This is a genomic window from Amphritea opalescens, assembly GCF_003957515.1.
Classification (GTDB): Bacteria; Pseudomonadota; Gammaproteobacteria; order Pseudomonadales; family Balneatricaceae; genus Amphritea; species Amphritea opalescens.
On the sequence record NZ_RQXW01000001.1, the window covers coordinates 80,047 to 103,146 of the forward strand.

Annotated in this window: 19 protein-coding genes; 12 read left to right on the forward strand and 7 right to left on the reverse strand. The window is 48.1% G+C overall.

What is annotated here, in order from left to right; all coding sequences use genetic code 11:
- Window positions 1-31 precede the first annotated feature (31 nt).
- Window positions 32-736 (reverse strand): DNA-binding transcriptional regulator CsiR, encoded by a 705-nt coding sequence (gene csiR / locus EH243_RS00350; protein ID WP_338142337.1) that lies wholly within the window; start codon window positions 734-736, stop codon window positions 32-34.
- A gap of 362 nt (window positions 737-1,098) precedes the next feature.
- Here csiR and glaH point away from each other — a divergent pair, with 362 nt between their 5' ends.
- The 4 genes from glaH (at window position 1,099) to EH243_RS00370 (ending at window position 5,381) form a co-directional block, all read left to right on the forward strand.
- The gene (glaH, locus tag EH243_RS00355; RefSeq protein WP_126156649.1) at window positions 1,099-2,049 is read left to right on the forward strand and encodes a glutarate dioxygenase GlaH; all 951 of its coding nucleotides are present in this window, start codon (window positions 1,099-1,101) and stop codon (window positions 2,047-2,049) included.
- Window positions 2,050-2,161: 112 nt separating this feature from the next.
- A complete protein-coding gene (gene lhgO, locus EH243_RS00360; protein ID WP_126156650.1) occupies window positions 2,162-3,370 on the forward strand; it encodes an L-2-hydroxyglutarate oxidase in 1,209 nt (402 codons plus the stop codon).
- A 178-nt stretch (window positions 3,371-3,548) separates the two neighbouring features.
- On the forward strand, window positions 3,549-4,196 hold the full coding sequence (locus tag EH243_RS00365) for a class I SAM-dependent methyltransferase (protein WP_126156651.1): 648 nt from the start codon (window positions 3,549-3,551) through the stop codon (window positions 4,194-4,196).
- A 618-nt stretch (window positions 4,197-4,814) separates the two neighbouring features.
- Window positions 4,815-5,381, forward strand: a complete 567-nt coding sequence (locus EH243_RS00370; protein ID WP_126156652.1) for a hypothetical protein — start codon at window positions 4,815-4,817, stop codon at window positions 5,379-5,381.
- 112 nt (window positions 5,382-5,493) lie between these two features.
- Here the strand turns inward: EH243_RS00370 and EH243_RS00375 are convergent, their stop codons facing one another.
- Both EH243_RS00375 and EH243_RS00380 read right to left on the reverse strand, forming a co-directional pair.
- Window positions 5,494-7,323, reverse strand: coding sequence for a putative bifunctional diguanylate cyclase/phosphodiesterase (locus EH243_RS00375; protein ID WP_164549006.1), 1,830 nt, complete (start codon window positions 7,321-7,323; stop codon window positions 5,494-5,496).
- A gap of 470 nt (window positions 7,324-7,793) precedes the next feature.
- Entirely contained in the window at window positions 7,794-8,639 is an 846-nt protein-coding gene (locus EH243_RS00380) for a DUF547 domain-containing protein (RefSeq protein WP_126156654.1), read from the reverse strand.
- Between the two features lie 304 nt (window positions 8,640-8,943).
- Between EH243_RS00380 and EH243_RS00385 the strand changes: the two genes are divergently transcribed.
- The 3 genes from EH243_RS00385 (at window position 8,944) to EH243_RS18490 (ending at window position 10,418) form a co-directional block, all read left to right on the forward strand.
- Complete coding sequence (locus EH243_RS00385) at window positions 8,944-9,585, forward strand: peroxiredoxin-like family protein (RefSeq protein WP_126156655.1); 642 nt, start codon at window positions 8,944-8,946, stop codon at window positions 9,583-9,585.
- A 130-nt stretch (window positions 9,586-9,715) separates the two neighbouring features.
- Window positions 9,716-10,081, forward strand: a complete 366-nt coding sequence (locus EH243_RS00390; protein ID WP_126156656.1) for a TfoX/Sxy family protein — start codon at window positions 9,716-9,718, stop codon at window positions 10,079-10,081.
- A gap of 166 nt (window positions 10,082-10,247) precedes the next feature.
- Window positions 10,248-10,418, forward strand: a complete 171-nt coding sequence (locus EH243_RS18490) for a hypothetical protein (protein WP_164549007.1) — start codon at window positions 10,248-10,250, stop codon at window positions 10,416-10,418.
- 497 nt (window positions 10,419-10,915) lie between these two features.
- On the opposite strand, the gene EH243_RS00395 is transcribed toward EH243_RS18490, so the two are convergent.
- From EH243_RS00395 to EH243_RS00405, 3 genes are all read right to left on the reverse strand, one after another.
- Window positions 10,916-11,230 (reverse strand): hypothetical protein, encoded by a 315-nt coding sequence (locus EH243_RS00395; protein ID WP_126156657.1) that lies wholly within the window; start codon window positions 11,228-11,230, stop codon window positions 10,916-10,918.
- A 97-nt stretch (window positions 11,231-11,327) separates the two neighbouring features.
- The gene (locus EH243_RS00400) at window positions 11,328-14,063 is read right to left on the reverse strand and encodes a cation-transporting P-type ATPase (protein WP_126156658.1); all 2,736 of its coding nucleotides are present in this window, start codon (window positions 14,061-14,063) and stop codon (window positions 11,328-11,330) included.
- A gap of 202 nt (window positions 14,064-14,265) precedes the next feature.
- A complete protein-coding gene (locus EH243_RS00405; RefSeq protein WP_126156659.1) occupies window positions 14,266-14,634 on the reverse strand; it encodes a SpoIIAA family protein in 369 nt (122 codons plus the stop codon).
- A 110-nt stretch (window positions 14,635-14,744) separates the two neighbouring features.
- Between EH243_RS00405 and EH243_RS00410 the strand changes: the two genes are divergently transcribed.
- From EH243_RS00410 to EH243_RS00425, 4 genes are all read left to right on the forward strand, one after another.
- A complete protein-coding gene (locus tag EH243_RS00410; protein WP_241234953.1) occupies window positions 14,745-15,239 on the forward strand; it encodes an NlpC/P60 family protein in 495 nt (164 codons plus the stop codon).
- A gap of 125 nt (window positions 15,240-15,364) precedes the next feature.
- Window positions 15,365-15,838 (forward strand): DUF2947 domain-containing protein, encoded by a 474-nt coding sequence (locus EH243_RS00415; protein ID WP_126156660.1) that lies wholly within the window; start codon window positions 15,365-15,367, stop codon window positions 15,836-15,838.
- A gap of 99 nt (window positions 15,839-15,937) precedes the next feature.
- A complete protein-coding gene (locus tag EH243_RS00420) occupies window positions 15,938-16,735 on the forward strand; it encodes an endonuclease (RefSeq protein WP_126156661.1) in 798 nt (265 codons plus the stop codon).
- Window positions 16,736-16,875: 140 nt separating this feature from the next.
- Complete coding sequence (locus tag EH243_RS00425; protein WP_206441459.1) at window positions 16,876-17,688, forward strand: HD-GYP domain-containing protein; 813 nt, start codon at window positions 16,876-16,878, stop codon at window positions 17,686-17,688.
- A gap of 65 nt (window positions 17,689-17,753) precedes the next feature.
- Here EH243_RS00425 and EH243_RS00430 read toward each other — a convergent pair whose 3' ends face one another.
- Window positions 17,754-20,927: a bifunctional diguanylate cyclase/phosphodiesterase gene (locus tag EH243_RS00430; protein ID WP_126156662.1), complete on the reverse strand. Its 3,174-nt coding sequence runs from the start codon at window positions 20,925-20,927 to the stop codon at window positions 17,754-17,756.
- Between the two features lie 271 nt (window positions 20,928-21,198).
- On the opposite strand from EH243_RS00430, the gene EH243_RS00435 reads away from it, so the two are divergent.
- The gene (locus EH243_RS00435; RefSeq protein ID WP_126156663.1) at window positions 21,199-23,034 is read left to right on the forward strand and encodes an ABC transporter ATP-binding protein; all 1,836 of its coding nucleotides are present in this window, start codon (window positions 21,199-21,201) and stop codon (window positions 23,032-23,034) included.
- Window positions 23,035-23,100: the final 66 nt, after the last annotated feature.

Consider the following 23,100-nt stretch of genomic DNA (forward strand, 5'->3'; position numbering starts at 1 on the left):
CGCAATAAGGCGAGTGACAACCTAATAAAATTTACCCCGATAGGGCTTCCAGCCCCGGGGTTTTTTCTAATGCGCGGCTTGGGCTAAGCAGGTGTTGTCGGATCAAGGCACGGGCGCTGTCGCCTTCACCCTTGAGTAACGCATCGATCAGTTGCTGATGTTCTTTTTGATTGGCATCGAAAACGAGACTGTTGGCCATATTCTTTTTCAGCCATAGGTTACGATAACGGGAGGCTTTTTCGTAAAGAGAGCGACGCACCTGTAGCAAGGTAGGGGAGTTACAACCCCGTGCGATCGCCGTATGAAACGCCTGATGACGTCGTTCCCACTCCTGTGGGTCTGTTTCGATCATATCGCTAAACTTCTGCATGGTATGAGCGGCGGCTAAGATGCCCGCTTCCCACTCATCATCCCCTTTTTCTATCGCCAGACCGATACAGAGGGCTTCTATTTCTGCTCGTGTCGCATAGATATCCAACATCTCTTCCCGAGAAACCGGATGCACCTTAAAGCCCCGTTGGTTTTCAACCACCACCAGTTGTTCAATCAATAGCTGAGAAAGTGCTTCACGCAATGGACTCACACCCACTTGATAGCGCTCTTTCAGGCGGTTCATTTTGAGCTTTTCGCCGGGCTCAAAGTAACCAGTCAGAATGTCCTGTTTCAGATCACCTACCACTTTTAGGGCAGAGCTATCGCCATTGTCGGGTATTGTTACGTTGCTGTACGTCATCATTGATAGGGTCTTATTCAGTTGTTTTTAAAAGGCTTATTGATGAATTGCGCCACTCTATACAGCCTATTTTAATTTACCGACATTTAATAGTTAAGATTAATATATGAAAATATTGTTGACGATACGTAAAAACATCGACATTATTGCATTGCGTCGATGTTGGTAGTGATGCAGATCAATATAAAGATTCATTAGCTGCCAAGAAAACACATAGTTTGAGCGTCTTTATCTGAACACTCATCGCCCCGTCTGTATTAAGGGGCCGACAGGCCGTTAGCCAGAACGTTGATCGGCATGTTTGGAGGAAGCGCTCGATAGAGATGTTCGTTAATCAGAATAAATACAGTTTTGGAGAGAATAAGATGACTGCTCTGTTGCGTGAAGTTGAAACGACCCAATCTAATGGTTTTTCCGTTGTTCCCTATGCTGCGAACAAACGTTTGCAGGTTGTGACGTTGACGGCGGAAACCGTGACCGCGTTTGATCAGGCGATCAGTGAATGGCCCGTACAAGCACTAGAATACAAGCCGTTTCTACGTTTTGCCGTGGCGGATAAGCTGGATGCGTTGACCGGACACGCACTGGGTAAGTTTCTCAATGCCACCATGCAGGATCGTGATACTGCTGCTTTCTTGCTTCAGTATGAAGGACAGCCAGAGGCAGCCGAGGGCGAGCTGCGTACAGAGTTTGATATTAAACTATCAACGGCGATCTCTCATCTTATCGGTATGCCAAACCATGATGCGATGTATGGCAAGTACTATGCACGTTTCACCGTACTGAATGATGATAACTCTGATAGTTACCTGCGTCAGGCGCATCGTCGTATGGAGCTGCACAATGATGGCACCTATGTGAACGAGCGTACCGATTTTGTCTTGATGCAAAAACTCGGCGAAGCGCACATGGAAGGCGGTGATTCGTTGCTGTTGCATGTGGATGACTGGGCCGAGTTGGATAAGTTCTATCATCACCCACTGGCAAAACAGGATATTGTCTGGGGCGCGCCTAAATCTAAAAATGTTGAAAACAAAATCAAACACCCGATCTTTTTTGAAGAAGATAAAAATCGTAAGCCGAACATGCTGTTTATCGACCAATTTGCCGAGCCACAGAACATGGCCGAAGGTCTCTATCTGTATGAGATGGGTGCGTCACTAGAAGCCGATGAAAACTTCTTCCGTGTACGTTTGCCGGTTGGTACCATGTTGGTTGCACAAAACCATTGCTGGCTGCATGGCCGTGATAAATTTGTCGCTCATCCTCAACTTAGCCGTGAATTGCTGCGCCAGCGTGGTCATTTCACTAAGTAAAGTAGGGTCGGCTGTCAGGGCGGGGGCGTTTAAGCGCTGCCGCTACTGATGGGCGATGTTTAATCGCGTTTAATGAAGCGTTCCATTGATTCCAGAATAACGGGTGATAACCATGACATACGATTACATTATCATCGGCGGAGGCATCGTCGGTATGTCCACCGGTTGGCAGTTAAAGCAGCGCTTTCCTGACGCTAATATTCTGCTGTTGGAAAAAGAATCCGTTTATTCAAAACATCAAACGGGGCATAACAGCGGAGTGATTCATGCGGGGGTTTACTATGCGCCCGGCAGCCTGAAAGCACAGTTCTGTAAAGCGGGTGTTGCCGCGACGATGAAGTTCTGTGATGACAACGATGTACCCTACAATCAGTGCGGCAAGCTGCTGGTGGCTACCAATGCACTGGAAGCGGAGCGGATGCAAGCGCTGTATCAACGTTGTCATGACAATGGCATCGATGTTGAACTGTTGGATGCTGTACAACTGAAAGCCCGCGAGCCGAATATTATCGGTGTGGGTGGCATGTTGGTTAAAGATACGGCGATCGTTAATTATCAGCAGGTGACCACTAAAATGGCCGAACGCTTCGTCGAGATGGGAGGCGATGCCCGTCTAAACCATCAGGTCGTTGGTTTGCAGGAGACCGCTGATGAGGTGATGGTAGAAGCCATGCATCAAGGTGAAAAGGTTAGCTTTAAGGGCAAATTCCTGATTACCTGTTCCGGCTTAATGGCGGATCGCACCACGAAAATGCTGGGTATCAAAACAGATTTTCAGATTATTCCATTCCGTGGCGAATATTATAAGTTGCCGAGCAAATACAATAGTATTGTGAATCATCTTATCTATCCCATTCCCGATCCTGAGTTGCCATTCCTTGGGGTTCATTTAACGCGGATGATTGATGGGTCCGTCACGGTGGGTCCCAATGCGGTTCAGGGTTGGAAGCGGGAAGGCTATGGCAAAATCAATATCAGCTTGCGGGATATCTGGGATATGGTGACGTTCCCCGGTTTTTGGCGCGTGCTAAAGGCCAATATTGGTACGGGTATTGTGGAGACGAAAAATTCTCTCTGGAAACCGGGCTATTTGAAGCTGGTACAGAAGTACTGTCCGCAGTTGAAAGTTGAAGATCTACAGCCTTATCCAGCAGGCATCCGAGCACAGGCGGTGATGAATGATGGCTCACTGGTGCATGATTTTCTCTTCGCTGAAAGCCCGCGTTCTTTGCATGTGTGCAATGCACCATCACCGGCAGCTACCTCAGCAATACCCATCGGTAACTATATCTGCGATAAGGTTATCGAACAGACTAGTTAATCTTTTAAAGCCTTAATCTTTATCTATAAAACGCACCTTTTGGTGCGTTTTTTCGCTATTGTCACCGTTCGCTATTTGCCTATATCTACTGTAATCTGTCTATTCAAAGCATATTCCTTGTGAAGTAACCGTTGTATTTCAAGCCATCTGCTATTTACCCAATCTAGCAGGAGTCTATATGACAATACGCGTTCGTTACGAAACCCATGAGTTTGATAAAGTTGATATCCATCTGCGCAGTCTGCGCAGTAATCAGGAATTTGAAGACGATAATGGCGAGGCCGAAGCCTTAGGCATTTCATCTGCCACTTGGCCTTTATTTGGTATTGTTTGGCCATCGGGTCAAGTGCTTGCTCACCATCTGTATCACACCGATTTTAAAGGCAAACGCATCCTGGAAGTCGGCTGCGGCATCGGTCTTACCAGTATTCTGTTGAATCACCTCCATGCCGATATCACCGCCACCGATTACCACCCTCGCGCCGAGGGATTTATGCAGCTTAATACCGACCTCAATAATGATTCTCGAGTGCCTTTTGTCCGCACGGGTTGGGCTGACCCTGAAACAGAGTTAGGTAAGTTTGATCTCATTATCGGTAGTGATCTTCTCTATGAAGATGAGCATGTGAAACAGTTGACCAACTTTATCTGTCAGCACAGTAACCCTGAAGGTGAGGTGATATTGGTCGACCCCGGCCGCGGACGCCATGCTCGCTTCAGTAAAGCGATGGAAGAAGAGGGGTTTACATTATCCATAGAACGTCCCGCCCAGCCCGACTTTATGGATAATCCGTTTAAGGGTGTTATTCTCAGCTATTCTCGCTGAGTCGATCATATGTAGGGTGACGGTGAGGAACGAACCGCACCTTATCGCCCCTAGAAGGGGCTCCCAGACAGAACACCCACTATGAATTCAATTCTGTTGTAGGAGCTGCCTCTGGCGGCGATATTGTAAGGCCAAGACATTAACGGCTATGGTGCGGTTCGCAAAGCTCACCAGCCCCCTACGTACGATACAAACAAATATGTAGCGGCTCTATCATATGTAGGGTGACGGTGAGGAACGAGCCGCACCTTATCGCCCCTAGAAGGGGCTCCCACACAGAACAGCAAGCATGTATTCAATTCTGTTGTAGGAGCTGCCTCTGGCGGCGATATTGTAAGGCCAAGACATTAACGCGATCTTATCGCTCCTAACGGATGTTCTTGGTGATTTTTCGCCCACTCAGTCGCTTGACCCTAGCTCATTATCGTTGGATAGTTGACCTTCAAACCTAATATGAATTTGCTATATCGCTGTTGTTGAGCGTTCAACGCTTGGGGCACTCAAGCGGAATGTTACAAACACAATAGGATAGCAAGCAATAGCCGGTTGACGTCTGAGGCATAGCATTCAACCAAGGTTAATATTCACGACTCATGGAGATAAAAGGCGCTATTATTTGTGGTTATATTCAATAAGAAAATCGCTTTAGGAATCGTGCCATTCGTCTGCCTGATGTTGGCCGGTTGTGATCGGTCCGTTACGGCCACTGCGGTGAGTAATAGGAGTGTTCAGCTCGACAGTGATCATGTTTTGATGGTTGAAAAAATGGATCAGAACGAAGTTGAAAAAGGCGTTATTACCGGCCATGTCTATAAAGTATCTGATGTTTTTAAATATGCCATTGAGTTGAAGCCTGAACAGGCTATCTGGTCGAAAAGAGGCGCGGAGCCCAAGCACTTATTGCTATGTGATGAGGGTCTTTATTTGCATTTTATGGAAAAAAGACGCAATCCTTTATATGTTCAGCCTGAGCCAGAGGCTAAAGCAGCGTCAGAAGCATTGAAGTATATTGTCGGGCATCATTATTCACAGTTTGTTGATAAGCGTTATCTGTTTAACTGGCTGGGTGATGCTTACTGGGTTGATATTTCACAGGATCAATATGCATCGGCCGCTGCTCAGTGTGAAGAATACCCGATACCCAATGATAACGAATTTATAATGACCACAGACGACAAGGGTTAACTCTAGGCGAGACTTATGCTCATTAAGGGCGCTCAGTAGGGACGCTCACTAGGGTAGCTAAACTCGTTGCTTTAGCGACAGCCGAATGGGCTGTCCCGTCATAGAAGGCAACTCAATCGAAGCGCTTGAAAATGTCGAACTCATGAGGGGGAACCGGTTTTTGGAATAAATACCCCTGACCATATTGGCAGTTTAGGTTTTTGAGATACTCATAACAGTCTTGGCTTTCGATGCCCTCAGCAATGATTTCCATATTTAGCTCATGCCCCATGGCGATAATGGTGGAGGCAATCGTGGTGTTAGCGGGCATAAAGCTTTTATCAATCTTTAGTACATCAAAGGGTAAATCTTTCAGGTAACTTAAACAGGAATAGCCTGTACCGAAGTCATCGAGTAGCAATCGAGTACCCAGCTCACCTAATTCATATAAAGTGGTTACACTGTTTTGGTCTTCGGTCACGATGCTGTTTTCGGTGATTTCGATATTGATGCATTGTGCCGGTAAGGAGAAGCGGGTTAAAAGATCGGCGAGTCGCTTAGCAAACAGCGGGTCTTTCAGTTGTTGGGATGAGACATTAATGGCCATGGCATGGTTTATGGCGCCGGCATCGTGCCAGATTTTGCACTGTTGAAAGGCTTGTAGGAGAACCCAGTTGCCAATCTCGATAATCTGCCCTGAGTTTTCGGCAATAGGAATAAACTCATCGGGCCCAATGGTTTCATTGTCGGCATTCGTCCAGCGTAGCAGTGCTTCGCTGCCAACGGTGCAGCCATCTGCTAATCTGACCACCGGTTGATAAGCTAGGCTGAATTCATTATTACTAATAGCCTGATGAAGCTGGTTGACGATATTGAGTCTACGGTTCTGCTTATGCGAAGTTTGTTTGTCGTAGGCTTGATGCTGATTTTTACCCGCATTCTTAGCTTGATACATGGCGGTATCTGCATGCTTTAGCAGGGTGGTGGCATTGATGCCATTTTGTGGGTAGCAGGCAATGCCGATACTGGCCGTGATATAGGATTCAATGTTAGTTAATTTTACTGGCTCGCGAATGGCATCGATAATGCGCTGAGCAATTAAATCGGTGATTTCCGTGGAATCAAAGCAATCTGTCACCGCGACAAACTCGTCGCCACCAAAGCGTACCACTGAATCGTTTTCCCGCAAGGTATCGTCAATACGTTTACCCATTTCCATGAGTAGTTCATCACCCACGGTGTGGCCTAAGCTGTCGTTGATATCTTTGAATTGGTCGAGGTCGATAAACATCACCGCAAACTGTGATTTGCTACGGTTCGATCTCGCAATCGCGGTGTTGATTGTATGTTCTAGTGAATTTCTATTGGGTAAGCCGGTTAAGGTGTCATTGTAGGCGAGCTGTTTGTTGCGTTCCTCACTCTGCGCGAGGGCCGTCATAGCCTCTTCTCGCTTAGTGAGTACGAGGGAAACGGCGCGGGATAACCATATGGTAAAAAATAATACCACGGTTGACGATAAAATGATTAAGGCGATGGTAATGTTGGCTATAAAGTTAGCGGTTTTTTCAACCGGTCTTTCAAATTGGATGGAATTAGCTTTGAATTCAGCAAGGACCTTAGTTAACTGATTTTGTAATACCTGTATATCGACTTCGCCATGCTCATAACGTGTTAATATATCGAGTGTTTCATCGGCGCTTTTGACATCACGTTGACAAATGTTAATGACGGAATCAGTGCCAATGAGATGCATGAGTAGCCTATCAGAGGTACCGATAATGGATAGACACTCGTTGGGCTGAGCACGAATATTATTGATAACGGTACGGATTTGGTTGAGGTCGATGGGGTTATCGGTCGAAAATAATCGTGTGGGTTCGTACACCAGTCCCGTTAACTCAGCAGTGTGTTTGAAGTGACGCATATTGAGTTGATGAAAATAATTACTGTGATTGAGCGTCAAAAACCCCCATATCAATAGCAACGAAAACAAGAAGAAAATAACGGTTAACAAGGGAAGTGCTTTTTTTATTCTACTGTTTTTTAATATCATTTAGTCTTGGGCTCGTTGATATGTGCATGAATAGATTGACTGCTGCTCTTTTGGGAGCTTACTTTTCAAGATTTTTTCAAAACTAACTGGTTAGCGTTTATATTTTATAAAAATCTACCCAGTGAATTTTGCTGCAGTTATAACGAACTCACCTATTATTTATAGCACAGTATACGGTAAAAGCGAGGAGGGCGTTTGAGACATTAGGATGAGAATAACGGGCTAGAAGCCTATGATCACTGACTGCATGGATAGCGTATTTTAAGCGAGCGATATAGCTCTGGTGTGCGTACTTTTTAGTCGGGTAGTAGGTCTTTAGGGCCTCAATTGACGAACGATGGCTGCCTTAGCGGGTTAACGCTAAGGCAGGTTGCGTACTCTTATTGTATTTCGTTTAGCTGCCAATCATATTGGTCATCTGAGATCTGTTGTATGGTGGCGAGTTGTTGTTTAAGCGGTGCGTTGGCGTACTGCTTTAAGTGTTGGATAATCTGTGTATCACTGTCACCAAAATCCTCTTTAAACCAGTTATAGATACTCGATACGATTAACTTACCGTTGCTGACGTTAGCGCCGCGTGGGTGGTTGATAAAGGCGCTTGCTGCCTGCTCGAGCTGTTGTTCCATATTTTCTGCGGTGTAAGCCTGGGTGCTTAGGTTTGGGCAGCCAAGAGATGCACAGTTGACCGCGTAATGGGTTCTGGGATCGTTCCAGATAGGTCGCAGAATACGGTGCTCTATATCATTAAGGCTGACAGGCTGCTGTTCTATCGTCACCAGTTTTTCTTCCCATGGCCCGCGGGTGAAAAAGCCTGAGAGTTTTATATCCATAATGGATTTAACCGGGTAGTGATCGAGTACTACATCAATGGTTAACGCATTATAAAGGTTGATCCAATACGCCCGTTGTTGATCTCGGTTATATTCACTAATGGGCAGTGCCGTGAGTTTAGCAATGTAAGACTTTAAAGCCTGCTTGTCGGTAGGCGTCACCTGAGCGTAGTTAAGTGTGTTGATTCCCCGCAGGGCTGTGTCGCTATCGTCATTTACTACGACATAGGTTGAGAGAAAGTGATCCCATTCACTATGGGTAATAACAGCGGCGCTCTGCGGGTCGTTTTGCACCCAGTGATCCCAGCGTTCTGACTTGGGTGCAGCATAGCTATTAAGTGAAACGAGGGCTGTAAGGTACAGGATGCATAGTGCGAGGCGTTTCATTAATTTCATTTAAAATAGCTCTTGTTTTAATAATCAGATGAAAATGGGTTATACCAGAAGACATCACTCGGTGGATTAAATTCAACTTTTAGGTGCTGTTTACGGTGTAAATCGATGTTTGTGGAATAAGGCGGCCTTTATGGATGATCTATGTCGCTGAGATAACAGTATTAAGTGGTAGCGGCATTGTTAGGCAGGCACTGCCACACTGTCCTGATCGTTTATATGAGATCAGCTGAGCGGATCTATCTATTGTTACGTTTTTCCAGCAGAATTCAGCGATGATTAAATCTGTGAGTATTGTTAGAAAAATATGAAAAGCTTAAAAGAGCAAACAGAAGCAAAGATCGAAGCGGGACGGCAAGCGAATCCTGAATTTATGCAACGGGTCGATGAGATCATTGCGCAGGCAAAAGCTTTTCAGCAGGGAAACGGTGCGATCGATATTGGCGACAAAGCGCCTGAATTCTCGCTGCCGGATGCCGATGGTCAATCGGTCTCGTTAGCCGACTTACTCAAACATGGTCCGTTGATCGTGACTTTTTACCGGGGCAGCTGGTGCCCGTATTGTAACTTGCAGCTTAGAGCCTTGAGTGCTCGCTTAGATGAGATTCATGCCTTGGGGGCTCAGTTGGTTGCCATCAGTCCGCAGGTGCCGGATGGCTCAATGACAAAAGACGCCATCAGTGAAATGGATTTCAGTGTATTATCAGATCAAGATGCTCAAGTGGCTGCTGCGTTTGGTGTCGCTTGGGAAGTGCCTGAATTTATGGCTGAGCATATGCGAGTGGATCGCCAGCTTGATCTGGCCGACATTAATAACGGCAATGGTCACGTATTACCGATACCAGCCACCTTTATTATCGGCCGTGATGGCGTTGTCACCTGGCGTTATGTTGATGTGGATTACCGCACACGTTCAGAGCCCGATGATATTATTGCTGCCTTGAAATGATAATGATCATGTAAGGACAGTCTGTGGGTTAGGGTTGTCATCTCAGCAGCCCTCAGCGGTGATGTTAACGGGCAATTTAGCATAACGACACTGGCCTTAAAGACCGATAGGAGTGAAATATTCGTCAATTATGGCATTTGATCGAGGTTTAGAAGCAAGACTTTACGAGCATTTTAACAATCGTCACGATCTAGTGGTGAAAAGAATGTTCGGTGGTTTATGTTTTTTGCTTTCTGAACATATGTGCTGCGCCATCATAGGCGATAAGCTGATGGCGCGTATAGGGCCCGATCATTATGAGCGTTGCTTAGCTAAACCCTATGTCACCGACATGGATTTTACCGGCAAGCCTATTCGCAGCATGGTTTATGTTCTTTCCGAGGGATTTGAGTCGGATGAAGACCTTATCTATTGGCTAAATCTCTGTACCGCATTCGTGGATTCTCTGCCGCCTAAAAAACCGAAGCGGCGTCACAAGAAAGAGTGTCAGGACTGAGTCATCGTAACGCCGTTGCCAGCTCGGTAGCGGCTCTCTCAGTGGCTTAAGGCTTATTGGCTGACGCGTTGTTCCAACGTTGTTCTAGGATTCTTATTGTCTGCACATTTGTACGGCATGATCTACGCTGATTAAGCATAGATGCTGTTTGAAAAGGATATAACTGATGAGTTTAAAGAACCGATTATTGATAGGTGTCATGGCCTTTAGTACGCTCACCTTAGCCGGCTGCTCTCATTTTCATGATCACGGGAACGCCCATAAAGACCATCACAAAGTTGTTAGCGGCGAACAGGCTAAGCCTAAGGGCATAGATCTTTCTTTCTTTGTTTGCTAAGGATGCCTTTACCTAAGCACCGGTCATCGTCGATTGTGAAACCGCAGAAGGTGCGACCTAGCGGCCCGGATGGTCATCCTGAAGGTCGTCCTGACGCCCCTCCAAGAGGAGATGAAACCCAGTCATAGTTTGCGCCGATAGGCCTCGAGAGTCAGGTTATAAATATCGGCTGTCTGCGGTAGGCTAATATCACAGAAGCACTTCGTCATTGGGTCGTACGAGGATTCACTATTGAGACGGTCTCAGCGTTAGGCTGAGCAAGCAATTTGTCAAAAGGTAACGGCTAGCCTGATCGATAGGCTGGAAATCAACCAGAAAGGTATGCCCGTGAGAAGCCGGTTGCTTAGTGGGTCACTTAAGTAGTTGCTTAAACTTTAAATAGGTATTGCGCTTAAGGGGTACGGCTAAGGCTGTCGTGATTGGCAGATCGTTTTTGCCAAGGACGACAGGGGATGACTTAAAACTGCGTTGAAATGAAGATATTTAACTCAATGGTGTTATTCAAACACTACGCGTAATGGCTCGCCAAAATCATCATAGATCACTTTTTTCCGCTGTCGAGTGCTCTTTGGCGGGCTACTTCTTTGCGTCCGCTCTGCTTTACGGGCATCTATTTGGGCGAGAACGCCGTTCAGCGGTGTGCGTTCTTGCCGCTGAGGGTTAAGAATAAAACCTGCGTTACGATAGGAGCCATTGATCAGACCTGTCGCGCCGGTTTCAACTTCCGCTACTTCACCACCTTTTTTGAGAAAGGCCTGTGTTTGCAGCTGCAATTGTTTGCGCAGTTCGGATTTGGTTTGACGCTTGATCATGTTCAATTCCTCCTGATGTGTATAATAAACGATCAATTATGCCCTATTTGATGCTGTAATAGCAAAAGAGATACCTCAGTTTGGGTTGCTAAGTCGTTTATTCCGTTTTGCTGACCGAGTGAAGCAGCTTTTTCTCCAACTCCACGGCCAGAAACAGTATCAGGCCAACAACCAGTATTTTGCCCCAATCCGCGAGACTCAGTGCTTCGGTGTGAAAGAATAACTGCATAATCGGCAGGTAGGTAAATAGCAGTTGGAACGCCATGACGATAGCGATCGCATAGAGCGCATAACGGTTACCTAGTAGCCCATCTCGGCTCAGTACGGAGCGGGTGAGGTAGCGTGAATTCAATAGATAGAACACCTCCAATACCACCAAGGTATTGACCGCAATCGTCCGAGCTGTATCGATATCGGTGCCATTACTGCGTTCCCAGAGGAATAGCCCAAAGGTGGCGCTGACCATCAGTAATGAGACAAAGATAATTCGCCAGATCATAAAGGGCGATAATATCGGGCTGCGGGTATTGCGCGGTGGTCGTAGCATCACGCCCGGTTCGGTTGATTCAAATGTGAGCGACAGGGCGAGTGTCACTGCGGTGATCATATTGACCCAAAGAATCTGGGCAGGGGTCACCGGCAGCATCGTACCGAAGGCAATGGCCGCGATCACGGTGAGTGCTTCACCGCCATTCGTGGGCAGGATAAACAGAATCGATTTTTTGATGTTATCGAAAACCGTACGACCCTCTTCAACGGCATAGGTGATAGAGGCGAAGTTATCATCCGCCAACACCATCTCAGATGCTTCTTTCGCCGCCTCGGTGCCTTTGATGCCCATCGCCGTGCCGACATCAGCCCGTTTTAAGGCGGGGGCATCGTTGACGCCGTCACCGGTCATGGCGACAACATGCTGACAAGCTTGTAACGCTTGAACAATGCGTAATTTGTGTTCAGGGCTCGAGCGGGCAAACACATCAACCTGTTCTACCCGCGCCTGAAGCTCACTATCGCTGAGCTGTTCGACTTCGTTGCCCGTCATCGCACGGGGGCTATCGGTAATACCCATCTGTCGAGCGATGGCAGAGGCGGTTGCAATGTGATCGCCCGTAATCATTTTGACTTGGATGCCGGCGCGGTGACATTCGGCGACGGCTTGAATCGCCTCCTCACGGGGAGGGTCAATAATGCCGACGAGGCCGAGCATGACTAACCCTTTGCTGACATCATCAAAATGGAGAATACGATGGTTTTCATCAACCCTAAGCATCGCCAGTGCGAGCGTTCTTTGGCCTTGATTGGCGATCTGTTCCTGTTGTTGGCTCCAGTAGTCGCTATCTAGTTTTTCTTCATGGCCATGGCTCATCTGCCATTGGCAGCGGGGCAAAATAGCTTCGATGGCGCCTTTGATATAGATAACGCCATTACCGTTATGATCATGGTGAAGGGTAGCCATAAAGCGATGCTCGGATTCGAAGGGAATCAGGTCATCACGGGGCATCTCTAACGGCAGTTCGGTCAGATCAAGGCCCGATTTGGCGCCCAGGACTAAGAGTGCTCCCTCGGTAGGGTCTCCTTCGATGATCCACTCATCGTTTTTTTGACGTAACTGAGCTTCGTTACAGAGTATGCTGGCGCGACAGAGCTGTTGTAGCTCCGGTAGATTGCTGAGATTGAGGTCCTGATGGTTACAGGTGAAGGTGCCATGGGGATTGTACCCTGCGCCACTGATATCCGCGTTGCAGCAGGCCGAGACCACGGTGGTCACAGTCATCTCATTACGGGTAAGGGTGCCGGTTTTATCGGAGCAGATGACCGATACTGAGCCCAATGTCTCTACTGCGGGTAGGCGACGGATAATCGCATGACGGTTAGCCATCCGCTGTACCCCGATGGCCAAGGCAATAGTAATAACGGCGGGCAAGCCTTCTGGAATAGCGGCGACCGCAAGGCCAACCGCGGCGAGAAACATATCTTCCAGTGCGTAACCCCGAACCCAAGAACCAAACAGCATGGTTGCCAGCGCGATCAGTAGAATCGAGCCGGTTAACCAACGCGCAAAGCTATCTAATTGACGGGTGAGTGGGGTGGTGAGGGCGGAAACATCGGCTAGCAGGGTGCTAATACGGCCAATCTCGGTCTGTGCCCCAGTGGCCACCACGGTACCGGTGCCTTGGCCATAAGTGACTAAGGTGCCAGAAAAGGCGATGTTCGTCCGGTCGCCAAGATCAGCATTAGCGGCGACCGGTTGAGTTTGTTTCAGTACCGGTACGGACTCGCCAGTGAGTAGGGCTTCCTCAATATTAAGCTCTTTGACCTTGTGTAGATGTAGGTCTGCCGGTACTCGATCACCGGACTGTATAAAGACAATATCACCGGGGACTAGCGCTTCGGCGGGCACTTCCTGTCGATGCCCATCGCGAATCACCACCGCTTGTTGGGAAAGCATATTACGCACCGCGTCGATGGCTTTCTCGGCTTTACCCTCCTGAATGAAACCGACGAGGGAGTTAATGAGAACGACGGCGATAATAACCCCAGAATCGATACTGTGGCCCAGCAACGCGGTGACGACAGCCGCAACCAGTAGTACATAGATCAGCACGTTATGAAATTGTGCCAGTAAGCGCATCAGGCCACTGCGACGCTTAGCCGGTGGGAGTTGGTTGGCACCATATTGCTGCTGACGTTGGGCGGCCTCTGCCCCGCTGAGTCCTTGAGGGGAGGTGTGTAAACGGTCGTTGACCTGCTGTGCGTCGTAGGTATGCCACACCGGTGTTTCGCTAGTTTCGCTAGCGCTCTGTAATGTCCGTTTTTGGCTGTGAGAATCCATGATATCCACCTTCGATTAAAGCATGGCATTAGCGTAGCAGAAACGGGGTGCAGGCTTAGGGATTCAGATCAAGATTTGGTGTTGAAACGTTTGGCGGTTTTTATGCCACCGAGGGCAGGCTTAAGGGTTATCTCTCAAGCCTGAGATGTTTAGCATATTGTTAAGTGATAGCGTGTAAGCAATAGTGTTCAGTAAATAGCGGTTAATCACCCGCATCAATCCAGTGAAGCGCCTGTAAGAACTGATTCTCGGTGAAATGCTTGGTTTCGCCTTTTATAAAGAGGGCGCCTAATTTGAGTGCCCAATCGAGCCAAGCGCCGTCGCCAACAACCGCTAGGCGGATAAAATCACGGTTGTGTTGTAGGCCTAGTTTCGTATCTTCCCACATTGCACCGACTTCTAAGCCTTTAAAATCGTGATCAAGGTAGATCAAACAGCGTACACCACCGTGGGTAGCAACTTTCTCCTCTAATAAAGGTAAAAATGTATCCTGATAGTCAGCCGTGGTGAGTTTTCCCGTGGCTTGAAGCACCATAATATCACCGGCGGTTTCTGGCAGAATATGAAGCATTGTTGTTTCCTTTAGCGATAGAGAATAATAGGCTGTTGTGTAACGGTGTCGATACCGACGGCAAAACAGATTCATTTACGACAGTATAGCTGAGCGGGCAGGTTTTTATGATGAAATATTGTATGGCGTTGTTATGCCTTTTGAGTTTAGGGGGCTGTGGTACACAGACCTATTATGATGACCCTATCATCACGGACGGGACAGCGCCGATGTTTGATGAAAGTGGTGAAGATATGGCGGTGAGGCAGCGATTACTGCAGCACTATCAGACCTGGCAAGGGGTGCCTTATCGGTTAGGGGGTACCACTAAGCAGGGGGTCGATTGCTCTAGCTTTACGCAGCAAGCTTTTCAACAACAGTTTGGTGTCCAGTTGCCGCGAACCACTGCCGATCAAGCGGCCGAGGGTATGCGGGTAGCGGGCCGGTCGTTACAGCCGGGAGATCTACTGTTTTATCGACCAGGCGCTAAAGGGCGGCACGTGGGTATCTATGTCGGTCGGGGCGAGTTTCTGCATGCCTCAACGAGCCGTGGCGTGATGATTTCTCGTGTCGATAATCCCTACTGGCGTCAGTACTTTTGGCAGGCTCGCCGGTTAGATTATTAAGCCGCTGAGATTAAGCTTACCTTTTATCGGGGAATTTGGTTTTAAAGGCATGGTTCTGATTGTTGCTGAGGTTCATTCTGGTATAGTGACACGCCTTTTATTGAACTTTAAATCATCGAGTTACCATGAGCTATTTGCCGGTTGAGCAATACAAAAGAGCCTGGATTTTCAGGCATAAAGACCTGCCCATCAGTGATGAGGATTTGGCACAGATTAAACCATTGACCGAAGCCCGTGCTGAACAGGTATGGACTCAGCAGATTAGCAACCGGTGCAACCATCCGAGCCTGTTTAATGCGGATGATTGGGCGAGTAAAGCGGACACTTGGCTAGAAACCGACCACTGGCAACAGCGGTGGGAATCCGAAGAAAATGCTTTGCCAGATATCCTCTCAGAACACCTACAGTGGGAAGACGATACGGTTGTCTGGTTTTGTTACAGCAGCGAGCATGTGATTGAAACTTCTTGGGCGATCTTTCGTCAGCATTGGAAAAACTTTCTCTTCTTTGATGATGGCCCGATATTAATTGGCCGTAAGCGTAAACAGGTCGTACAGTTTCATCAGACCGGTAACTACCGTATCGGTAATCGAAAGTAAGCCGGTTATATATCTCCTATATTGCCTATCTTTTTTAAATCCTCGCTAAGGATAGTGAGTTTCAGGGATGGATTTCTGTTGTCGTGGTAAAGAATATTTATGTCCCTGCGCGTTTGGGCTGCACTCGGTGTGTGGCTATTATCTACCTGTGTGGTTGCTGCATCAGGACCGTCTTTCAGTAAGTCAAAACGTCTTCTTGCAAAGATGTATCAGGAACATCCGGTGAGTTTCTATTGCGGTTGTGATTATCAATCGGTGGGTAAAAAACTGGTGCCGGATTGGAATAGCTGTGGCTATACCCCCCGTAAGAATGCCAATAGGGCCAGCCGTATCGAGTGGGAGCATGTCGTACCGGCGTGGGCATTTGGTCACCAACTACAGTGTTGGCAAGACGGTGGGCGTAAGGCCTGTAAAAGGGTCGAAGGTTTTAAGCGAATGGAGTCCGACCTGCATAACCTCGTACCGGCGATCGGCGAAGTGAATGGCGATCGTTCTAATTATAGTTTTGCCCAGCTTGAAGGTGAGCCTCGGGTATATGGTCGCTGTGATATGGAAGTGAACTTTAAAGGCCGCAAGGTAGAGCCCCCGCAAAACCGGCAGGGAGATATCGCCCGTACCTATTTTTATATGCGTGATCAATACGGTCTAAGAATTAGTTCGAAACAGGAAAAGCTGTTTACCGTGTGGAATGCTAGGGATCCGGTTGATGGTTGGGAGATCAAGCGAAATAAGCTGATTACCGCTTTGCAGGGTAACAGCAACCCCTATATTACAGCGCCGCTTCAAGGGGATGGCGTCGCTAAAGTGGATGTTGAAGCGGGTAGCGCAATAGCACCTAAGGGCGCTGATGTCGCTTCTCTGTTGCAGCGTATTTTTATAAAACTTAACGAGTTGTAACGCCGCGGATTCTGATGTGCGATTGAGTCTAATCTTGAACCGCTCAGGTGGCTTGAGTATCGAGACAGATGATCGCTTCAGGGCGCGGCCATAAATCTATTAACGGTCTTTAACCAGAGTGGCTTTTGCCGAGGTATCTGATGATAAAACCATACTACCGTACCGTGTTCATCTATCTGCTATTGGCGTCTGTCTGGGTCTACTTTTCAGACGCGATAGTGGCCACTGTGTTTCATTCACCTGATGCTATTATTTTGGCGCAAAGCCTTAAAGGGTTCGCCTTTGTGGGCTGTACCTCACTCTTATTACTGCTGTTAGTGCGGGCAGATCTACGGCGTATTGGTCAGGTGAATCAGCAGCTACGAAAAAGCTATGATCAGACCCTGCAAGGCTGGGTACAGGTGATGGACGTTCGCCATAAAGAAACCGGTGTGCATAGCTTACGGGTGACGCGAATGACGGTTAAACTCGCCAGTCTTATGGGTATCAGCGGCGATCAACTCACCTATATCGCTCGGGGCGCGATGATGCATGATGCCGGTAAGGTGGGTATTCCCGATTCGGTGTTGATTAAACCGGGCCCACTCAACGCCGATGAGCTAGCGGTGATGCAGCAGCATCCAGTGATTGCTCGCGATTTGATGCAGGATATCGAGTTTCTTCAACCGTCCATCGATATTCCCTATAGCCATCATGAACGTTGGGATGGCAGTGGTTACCCCGAAGGACTACAGGGGGAAGCTATCCCGTTGGCGGCTCGGCTGTTTGCGGTGATTGATGTGTATGATGCGCTACTCGAAGAGCGGGTGTACAAAAAAGGCTGGCCTGAGGACAAAGCGCTGAGTTATATCGATGAGCAATCGGGTATTTTATTTGATCCGCAGGTGGTTCAGTTGTTTTTAGCGAACCACCCCGAGATTAAAAAAGCGGCGAATCATCCCTCTGTGTTTTAATGCCTTATTTCGGGCGCATCGCCGCAGTACTGTTTTTTTGTGGTTGTTTAATGATGTTTCATGACTCAATCATTTATCGGCGGTGAGAGTTTGAAGGTTTTGTGCCACTGTTCGAACTGTTCTGGCGTCATGGCGCTGGCATAGAAAAATCCCTGACTATAGTCACACTCAGCCTGCAGCATCAATTGATGCTGCTCTTGAGTTTCAATCCCTTCGGCGATCACTTTTAATCCCAGTGTATGGGCCATCACGATAATGGCGTTGCAAAGGGTTAGATCCTCTGAGTCCGCGTTTAGGTTGCGAATAAAGGTACGGTCGATTTTGAGATAGTCGATATTCATCCGGCTTAGATGGGCGAGTGAGGAAAAACTGGTGCCAAAGTCATCCAAACCAATCTGTATACCCGCCTCGCGTAATTGATCTATTTTGTCTTGGGTATCAGTGGACGATTCCATCAGTAGGCCTTCGCTGATTTCAACGCTGATGGAGGCCGGTTCCATCTCGGTCTCACGGGCTATATCAATCCAGCGCTGGTGGGCACTGCCACTATCTTTGGTTTCAAAGTGCGCCTGACAGGCGTTGATGCAAATTTGTAAGTGGGGGTTTAACTGATGACGCCACTGCTTAGCCTGTTGAACCGCCGCTTCGAAAACCCAGTCGCCTATGGCTTGGATGGTGCCACTTTGCTCCGCAAGTTGCATGAACTGATGGGGAAACATGAGTCCCTCTTGCGGGTGGTTCCAACGAATCAGCGCTTCGGCTTTGACGACTGACATATCCTCTAACGAGATAACCGGTTGATAATACAATTGGAACTGTTCCCTCTTAATCGCAAGCTGTAGATCTTTGGTTAGCTGGGTACGTTTAAGCGATATGGCCTGCATACCGGGAACGAACAGCTTGAGTCTGCCGCGTCCCGCTTCTTTGGCTGAGTACATCGCCTGATCGGCCATATTGATCAGCTGTTCGGCATCTTGACTGTCTTGCGGGTAAAGGGCTGCGCCAATACTGGCGGAGATGTAGCGTAATTGATGGTCTAGCTTAAAGGGTTGTTTTAGAACGTTAAGTATTTTATCACCGACCTGTTTTACCTGAGCGGGGCCGTCGATCTGGGGTAAAATGAGGGTGAACTCATCGCCTCCGAGTCGGCAGACGGTATCGCTCCCGCGAATCAGTTGGGTAAAGCGGGCGGCGACCTCGATTAATAGTTGGTCCCCGACACCGTGGCCGAGTGTATCGTTTATCTGTTTAAAGTTGTCGAGATCTAAAAATAGCAGCGCAAGGGTTGTTTTTGAGCGGGCGGCCAGACGTATTTCATGGGTTAGGCGCTCCATAAACATGCGTCGATTGGGCAGATTGGTTAAGGGATCGAAGTTAGCCTGTTTCCAGATGAGCTCTTCGGTACGCTTCTTTTCGGTGATGTCGGCGAAGGTGACGATGCGTTGATACACCGAGTTGTCATCGTTAAACAGAGTATTAATACTCACTTGGGCGATATAGATAGAACCGTCTTTATGACGATACCAGATCTCGCCCTTCCATTTACCCGTTTGGTTTAAACTGTCGAGCAGTGCCTCGTAAAAAGGTCTTTTATGAACGCCCGAATGAAGCAGTGTATAGCGCTGGCCGATGGCTTCTTTGGCGCTATAGCCTGTGATCTGGCTGAAGGCATTATTCACCTTGATGATGCTATGTTCAGCATTGATGATCATTATGGCGTCGTTACTTTCAAAGGCGGCCGCGGCGAGTCGCATCTGCTCGGTTTGTTTCTGCTGCTCAAAGTCCATATGGGTGCCCGCGACCACCAATGGCTGATGAGTCTCACTGAAGCGGATCGGTTTACCTCGGCTTTTCACCCAGTGCCAGCGGTTGTCATGGGTCAGTAAACGGAACTGCATTTCAGCCGAATCGTTGTTGAGTAACTGAGGCAGAAAGCTGCTGAAAAAATGGACTTGATCATCAGGGTGCATCAATTTACGCAGTAGGGTTGTGTCGAGCTGAAAGGCTTGATCCTGATAACCGATCATCTGATAACACTGATTGTCCCAATGAATGGAATTATCGCGCAGATCCCAACTCCACAGGCCTGTTTGGGTCGCTTCGAGGGTGAGCCGGTAACGTTCTTCGGATTCTTTTAGCGCCTGCTGGTAGCGATTTTGATTGCGGTTGAGCTGATTAAAAGCCGCTAATAATTGACCCACCTCATCATGGCCATTGATGGTGAGCTCTTGTGTTTGCAGCGTGCCTTCCGCCATCTTTTGGATATCTCTTGTGGCCGTGGTCAGCGGCCTTAATAACTTTTTTAAGAGATAGGCGATGATGCCGGCCATCAATAAACTGGTAATGAAAATCACCCAGATGATTTTTTCACTCAAATGGTTGATGGTCTGCATCGCTTTATGCAGTGGATAGTTACGAATAACAATCCAACCCATGTGATTTAATTTGGCGGAGGTGAAGATGACGGGCTCGCCCTCGATACTGTCTGTGATACCTGAAGTGATGCCTCTTTCTAACAGTTCAATACAGTCGCAGTGTTGTTCATGGCGGTAACTCTCCAGTGCCACGCCTTTATCGGTATCGGTAACATAGATGCCCAAGTTGGGGTCGATAATCAGTGTTCGGCCACTGTCATTGAGGGTTGGCTGTGAGAGGCTTTTTAATAGATTGTCTTGGGCTAGAAGGTTGACGCCAAACAGGAATCCGAGAATCTCGCCAGAAGCAGAGAGAATCGGTGTGTTGATCGCAAACAGTGGGCTATTCAAGCCTTTGCCCAGTAGTGGTTCGGTAACCACCGAGGCTTTGAGTTGTCGTGCCTGTTGTAGGTGCAGTCGGTCGGAATAGTCTAAGCCGGTACGGTTGGGCACGGTGGGGTAGTCGGCTAATGAAATGCCTTGGCTACTGGTCACGACCACGCCACCACTGAAGAGGCTTTGTAGATGCGTATCGAGTTTCAGCGCTGTTTGGATTCGGTCATTGGGGTAAAGCGTATTTTTACTGTGCAGGGTTTCTGCAAAGGCTTCTAGGTAGTCGATGCGTGTTTGCAACGCTGAATCGATCTGTTTGACCACCATATCGACCATCACCTGCTGTTGTTCGACCAATAGCTCGGTTGAGTCATCTTGTAGATAGCGGAAAACCAACAACGCCACGGTAATCGTGGAGAATAGAAAGCCAACGAGTGTTAGCATTAAGACTCGGTTATGCAACGATGTCGGCGAAAAACGCTTTAAAACCATTTATGCATATCCGTTATGACTGTAAATGGGAGTCAGACCGTAAAGTAGGTGCCAATAGTCGACTGTATCTGTCGATAATCATTAAAGCTTAGACCAGAAAAATGAAATTTAAAGGTTTTCGGCTGTTTAATAGGGATCTATTGATCATGGGGCGGCTGCGGCCTGCACCGAAGAAGGTTATCGGCTAAATAGGGTTTAATATGTTTTACCCGTTAGGGTTAGGGTATGCTTTGCGGCCTTTTATCGAATATGCCTCGTTTGGATTTTATTGATGTTGCGATTTTTTGAACGCCTGACCAACCCTTTTCCTGAGCCTGAACCGGGCCAGCCGCCTAAAGGACTATATGCTTTTTGCCGTTACTATATGCGGGGGATGGAGTGGCCTCTGTTATCCATGGCGCTATGTTCAGCTCTGTTGGCGGTGCTTGAGGTATCACTGTTTGGTTTTCTGGGACAACTGGTCGATTGGCTCGGCACCAAGCAGCCAGAGACGTTTTGGCAGGAGGAGGGCGACACACTGACGCTGGTGGGTATTTTGCTGCTGGTGGGGTTGCCGTTGTTAGTAGCGTTACATTCGGTCATCGTGCATCAGGTATTGTTGGGAAACTTCCCTATGTCGATTCGCTGGCTAGCGCACCGTTATCTACTACGCCAGAGTTTAGCGTTTTATCAGAATGATTTTGCCGGACGCATTGCCACGAAGGTGATGCAAACATCGCTGGCCGTCCGTGAAGCGGTGATGAAACTGCTGGATGTTTTGGTCTATATTGCCGTTTATTTTCTTTCTATGTTGGTGCTGGTGGCGCAATCGGATATTCGTTTGATGCTGCCTCTGCTGGGCTGGTTGATCCTCTATTGTTTAGTGATGCGTTATTTCGTGCCGCGGTTGCGGGATATCTCGGCCACTCAAGCGAATGCTCGTTCTTCCATGACCGGCCGTATTGTCGATAGCTATACCAATATTGCGACGGTCAAACTATTTTCCCACAGTCAGCGTGAATCAGACTATGCCCGTGAAAGCATGGACGGTTTCCTTGTCACCGTCTATCGGCAGATGCGTCTGGCCACCCGCCTCAATGTGTTGGTGCAATGTCTTAATTATCTGTTGGTGTTTGTGATATCCGCGGTGGCGATCTATCTGTGGAGTTTTAGCTTGGTGAGTGTGGGGGCCATCGCCATCGCGATTAGCTTGGCGCTTCGGCTTAACGGTATGTCGCAGTGGATTATGTGGGAGATCAGTGCGCTGTTTGAAAATATCGGTACCGTAAATGATGGCATGAATACCCTTGCACAGCCGTTAGAAGTAACCGATCAGGCGGATGCAAAACCGTTAACGATAACGGAAGGTGAGATTCACTTTAACGACGTATCATTCCATTATGATAAAACCGAAGGCGTGATTGAACACCTTAACCTTTTGATTAAACCGGGCGAGAAAGTGGGGTTGGTGGGCCGTTCGGGGGCGGGGAAATCAACCTTGGTGAATCTGTTGCTGCGTTTTCATGATTTAGCAGCCGGTCAGCTGTTGATCGATGGGCAAGATATTAGTCAGGTGCAGCAGGAGAGTCTACGTCATCAGATCGGCATGGTGACCCAGGATACCTCGTTACTGCATCGCAGTGTGCGGGATAATATTTTGTATGGTCACCCCGACGCGACCGATGCCGAGATGATCGCCGCTGCCAAACGGGCAGAGGCCCATGAATTTATTCTTGGTTTAAGCGATCCAGAAGGGCGAACCGGCTATGATGCTCAGGTGGGTGAGCGTGGCGTAAAACTCTCCGGAGGACAGCGGCAACGGGTGGCGATTGCTCGGGTTATTCTCAAAGATGCGCCTATTCTCATTATGGATGAAGCCACCTCGGCGCTCGACTCTGAGGTTGAAGCGGATATTCAACGAGGCCTGTCCAGTTTAATGCAGGGTAAAACGGTGATTGCCATTGCCCACCGATTATCGACGATTGCTGCGATGGATCGCTTGATCGTATTGGATCAGGGGCAGATTATTGAGCAGGGTAGCCATCATGAACTGGTGGCAAAAGGGGGTGTTTATGGACAACTGTGGACCCATCAATCGGGTGGTTTTATCGGTTTAGAGGCCGATTAAGCCTAATGGCGAGACGGTGCGGTGCAGACTGCCGATGAAAACTGAGGATAGTACAGGGGAGTTCGG

Excerpts from the sequence above, each read along its gene's own strand:
- csiR (WP_338142337.1), bottom strand. The coding sequence starts at position 736 with ATGATGACGTACAGCAACGTAACAATACCCGACAATGGCGATAGCTCT.
- glaH (WP_126156649.1), top strand. The coding sequence starts at position 1,099 with ATGACTGCTCTGTTGCGTGAAGTTGAAACGACCCAATCTAATGGTTTT.
- lhgO (WP_126156650.1), top strand. The coding sequence starts at position 2,162 with ATGACATACGATTACATTATCATCGGCGGAGGCATCGTCGGTATGTCC.
- EH243_RS00365 (WP_126156651.1), top strand. The coding sequence starts at position 3,549 with ATGACAATACGCGTTCGTTACGAAACCCATGAGTTTGATAAAGTTGAT.
- EH243_RS00380 (WP_126156654.1), bottom strand. The coding sequence starts at position 8,639 with ATGAAATTAATGAAACGCCTCGCACTATGCATCCTGTACCTTACAGCC.
- EH243_RS00385 (WP_126156655.1), top strand. The coding sequence starts at position 8,944 with ATGAAAAGCTTAAAAGAGCAAACAGAAGCAAAGATCGAAGCGGGACGG.
- EH243_RS00390 (WP_126156656.1), top strand. The coding sequence starts at position 9,716 with ATGGCATTTGATCGAGGTTTAGAAGCAAGACTTTACGAGCATTTTAAC.
- EH243_RS18490 (WP_164549007.1), top strand. The coding sequence starts at position 10,248 with ATGAGTTTAAAGAACCGATTATTGATAGGTGTCATGGCCTTTAGTACG.
- EH243_RS00395 (WP_126156657.1), bottom strand. The coding sequence starts at position 11,230 with ATGATCAAGCGTCAAACCAAATCCGAACTGCGCAAACAATTGCAGCTG.
- EH243_RS00400 (WP_126156658.1), bottom strand. The coding sequence starts at position 14,063 with ATGGATTCTCACAGCCAAAAACGGACATTACAGAGCGCTAGCGAAACT.
- EH243_RS00405 (WP_126156659.1), bottom strand. The coding sequence starts at position 14,634 with ATGCTTCATATTCTGCCAGAAACCGCCGGTGATATTATGGTGCTTCAA.
- EH243_RS00410 (WP_241234953.1), top strand. The coding sequence starts at position 14,745 with ATGAAATATTGTATGGCGTTGTTATGCCTTTTGAGTTTAGGGGGCTGT.
- EH243_RS00415 (WP_126156660.1), top strand. The coding sequence starts at position 15,365 with ATGAGCTATTTGCCGGTTGAGCAATACAAAAGAGCCTGGATTTTCAGG.
- EH243_RS00420 (WP_126156661.1), top strand. The coding sequence starts at position 15,938 with ATGTCCCTGCGCGTTTGGGCTGCACTCGGTGTGTGGCTATTATCTACC.
- EH243_RS00425 (WP_206441459.1), top strand. The coding sequence starts at position 16,876 with ATGATAAAACCATACTACCGTACCGTGTTCATCTATCTGCTATTGGCG.
- EH243_RS00430 (WP_126156662.1), bottom strand. The coding sequence starts at position 20,927 with ATGGTTTTAAAGCGTTTTTCGCCGACATCGTTGCATAACCGAGTCTTA.
- EH243_RS00435 (WP_126156663.1), top strand. The coding sequence starts at position 21,199 with ATGTTGCGATTTTTTGAACGCCTGACCAACCCTTTTCCTGAGCCTGAA.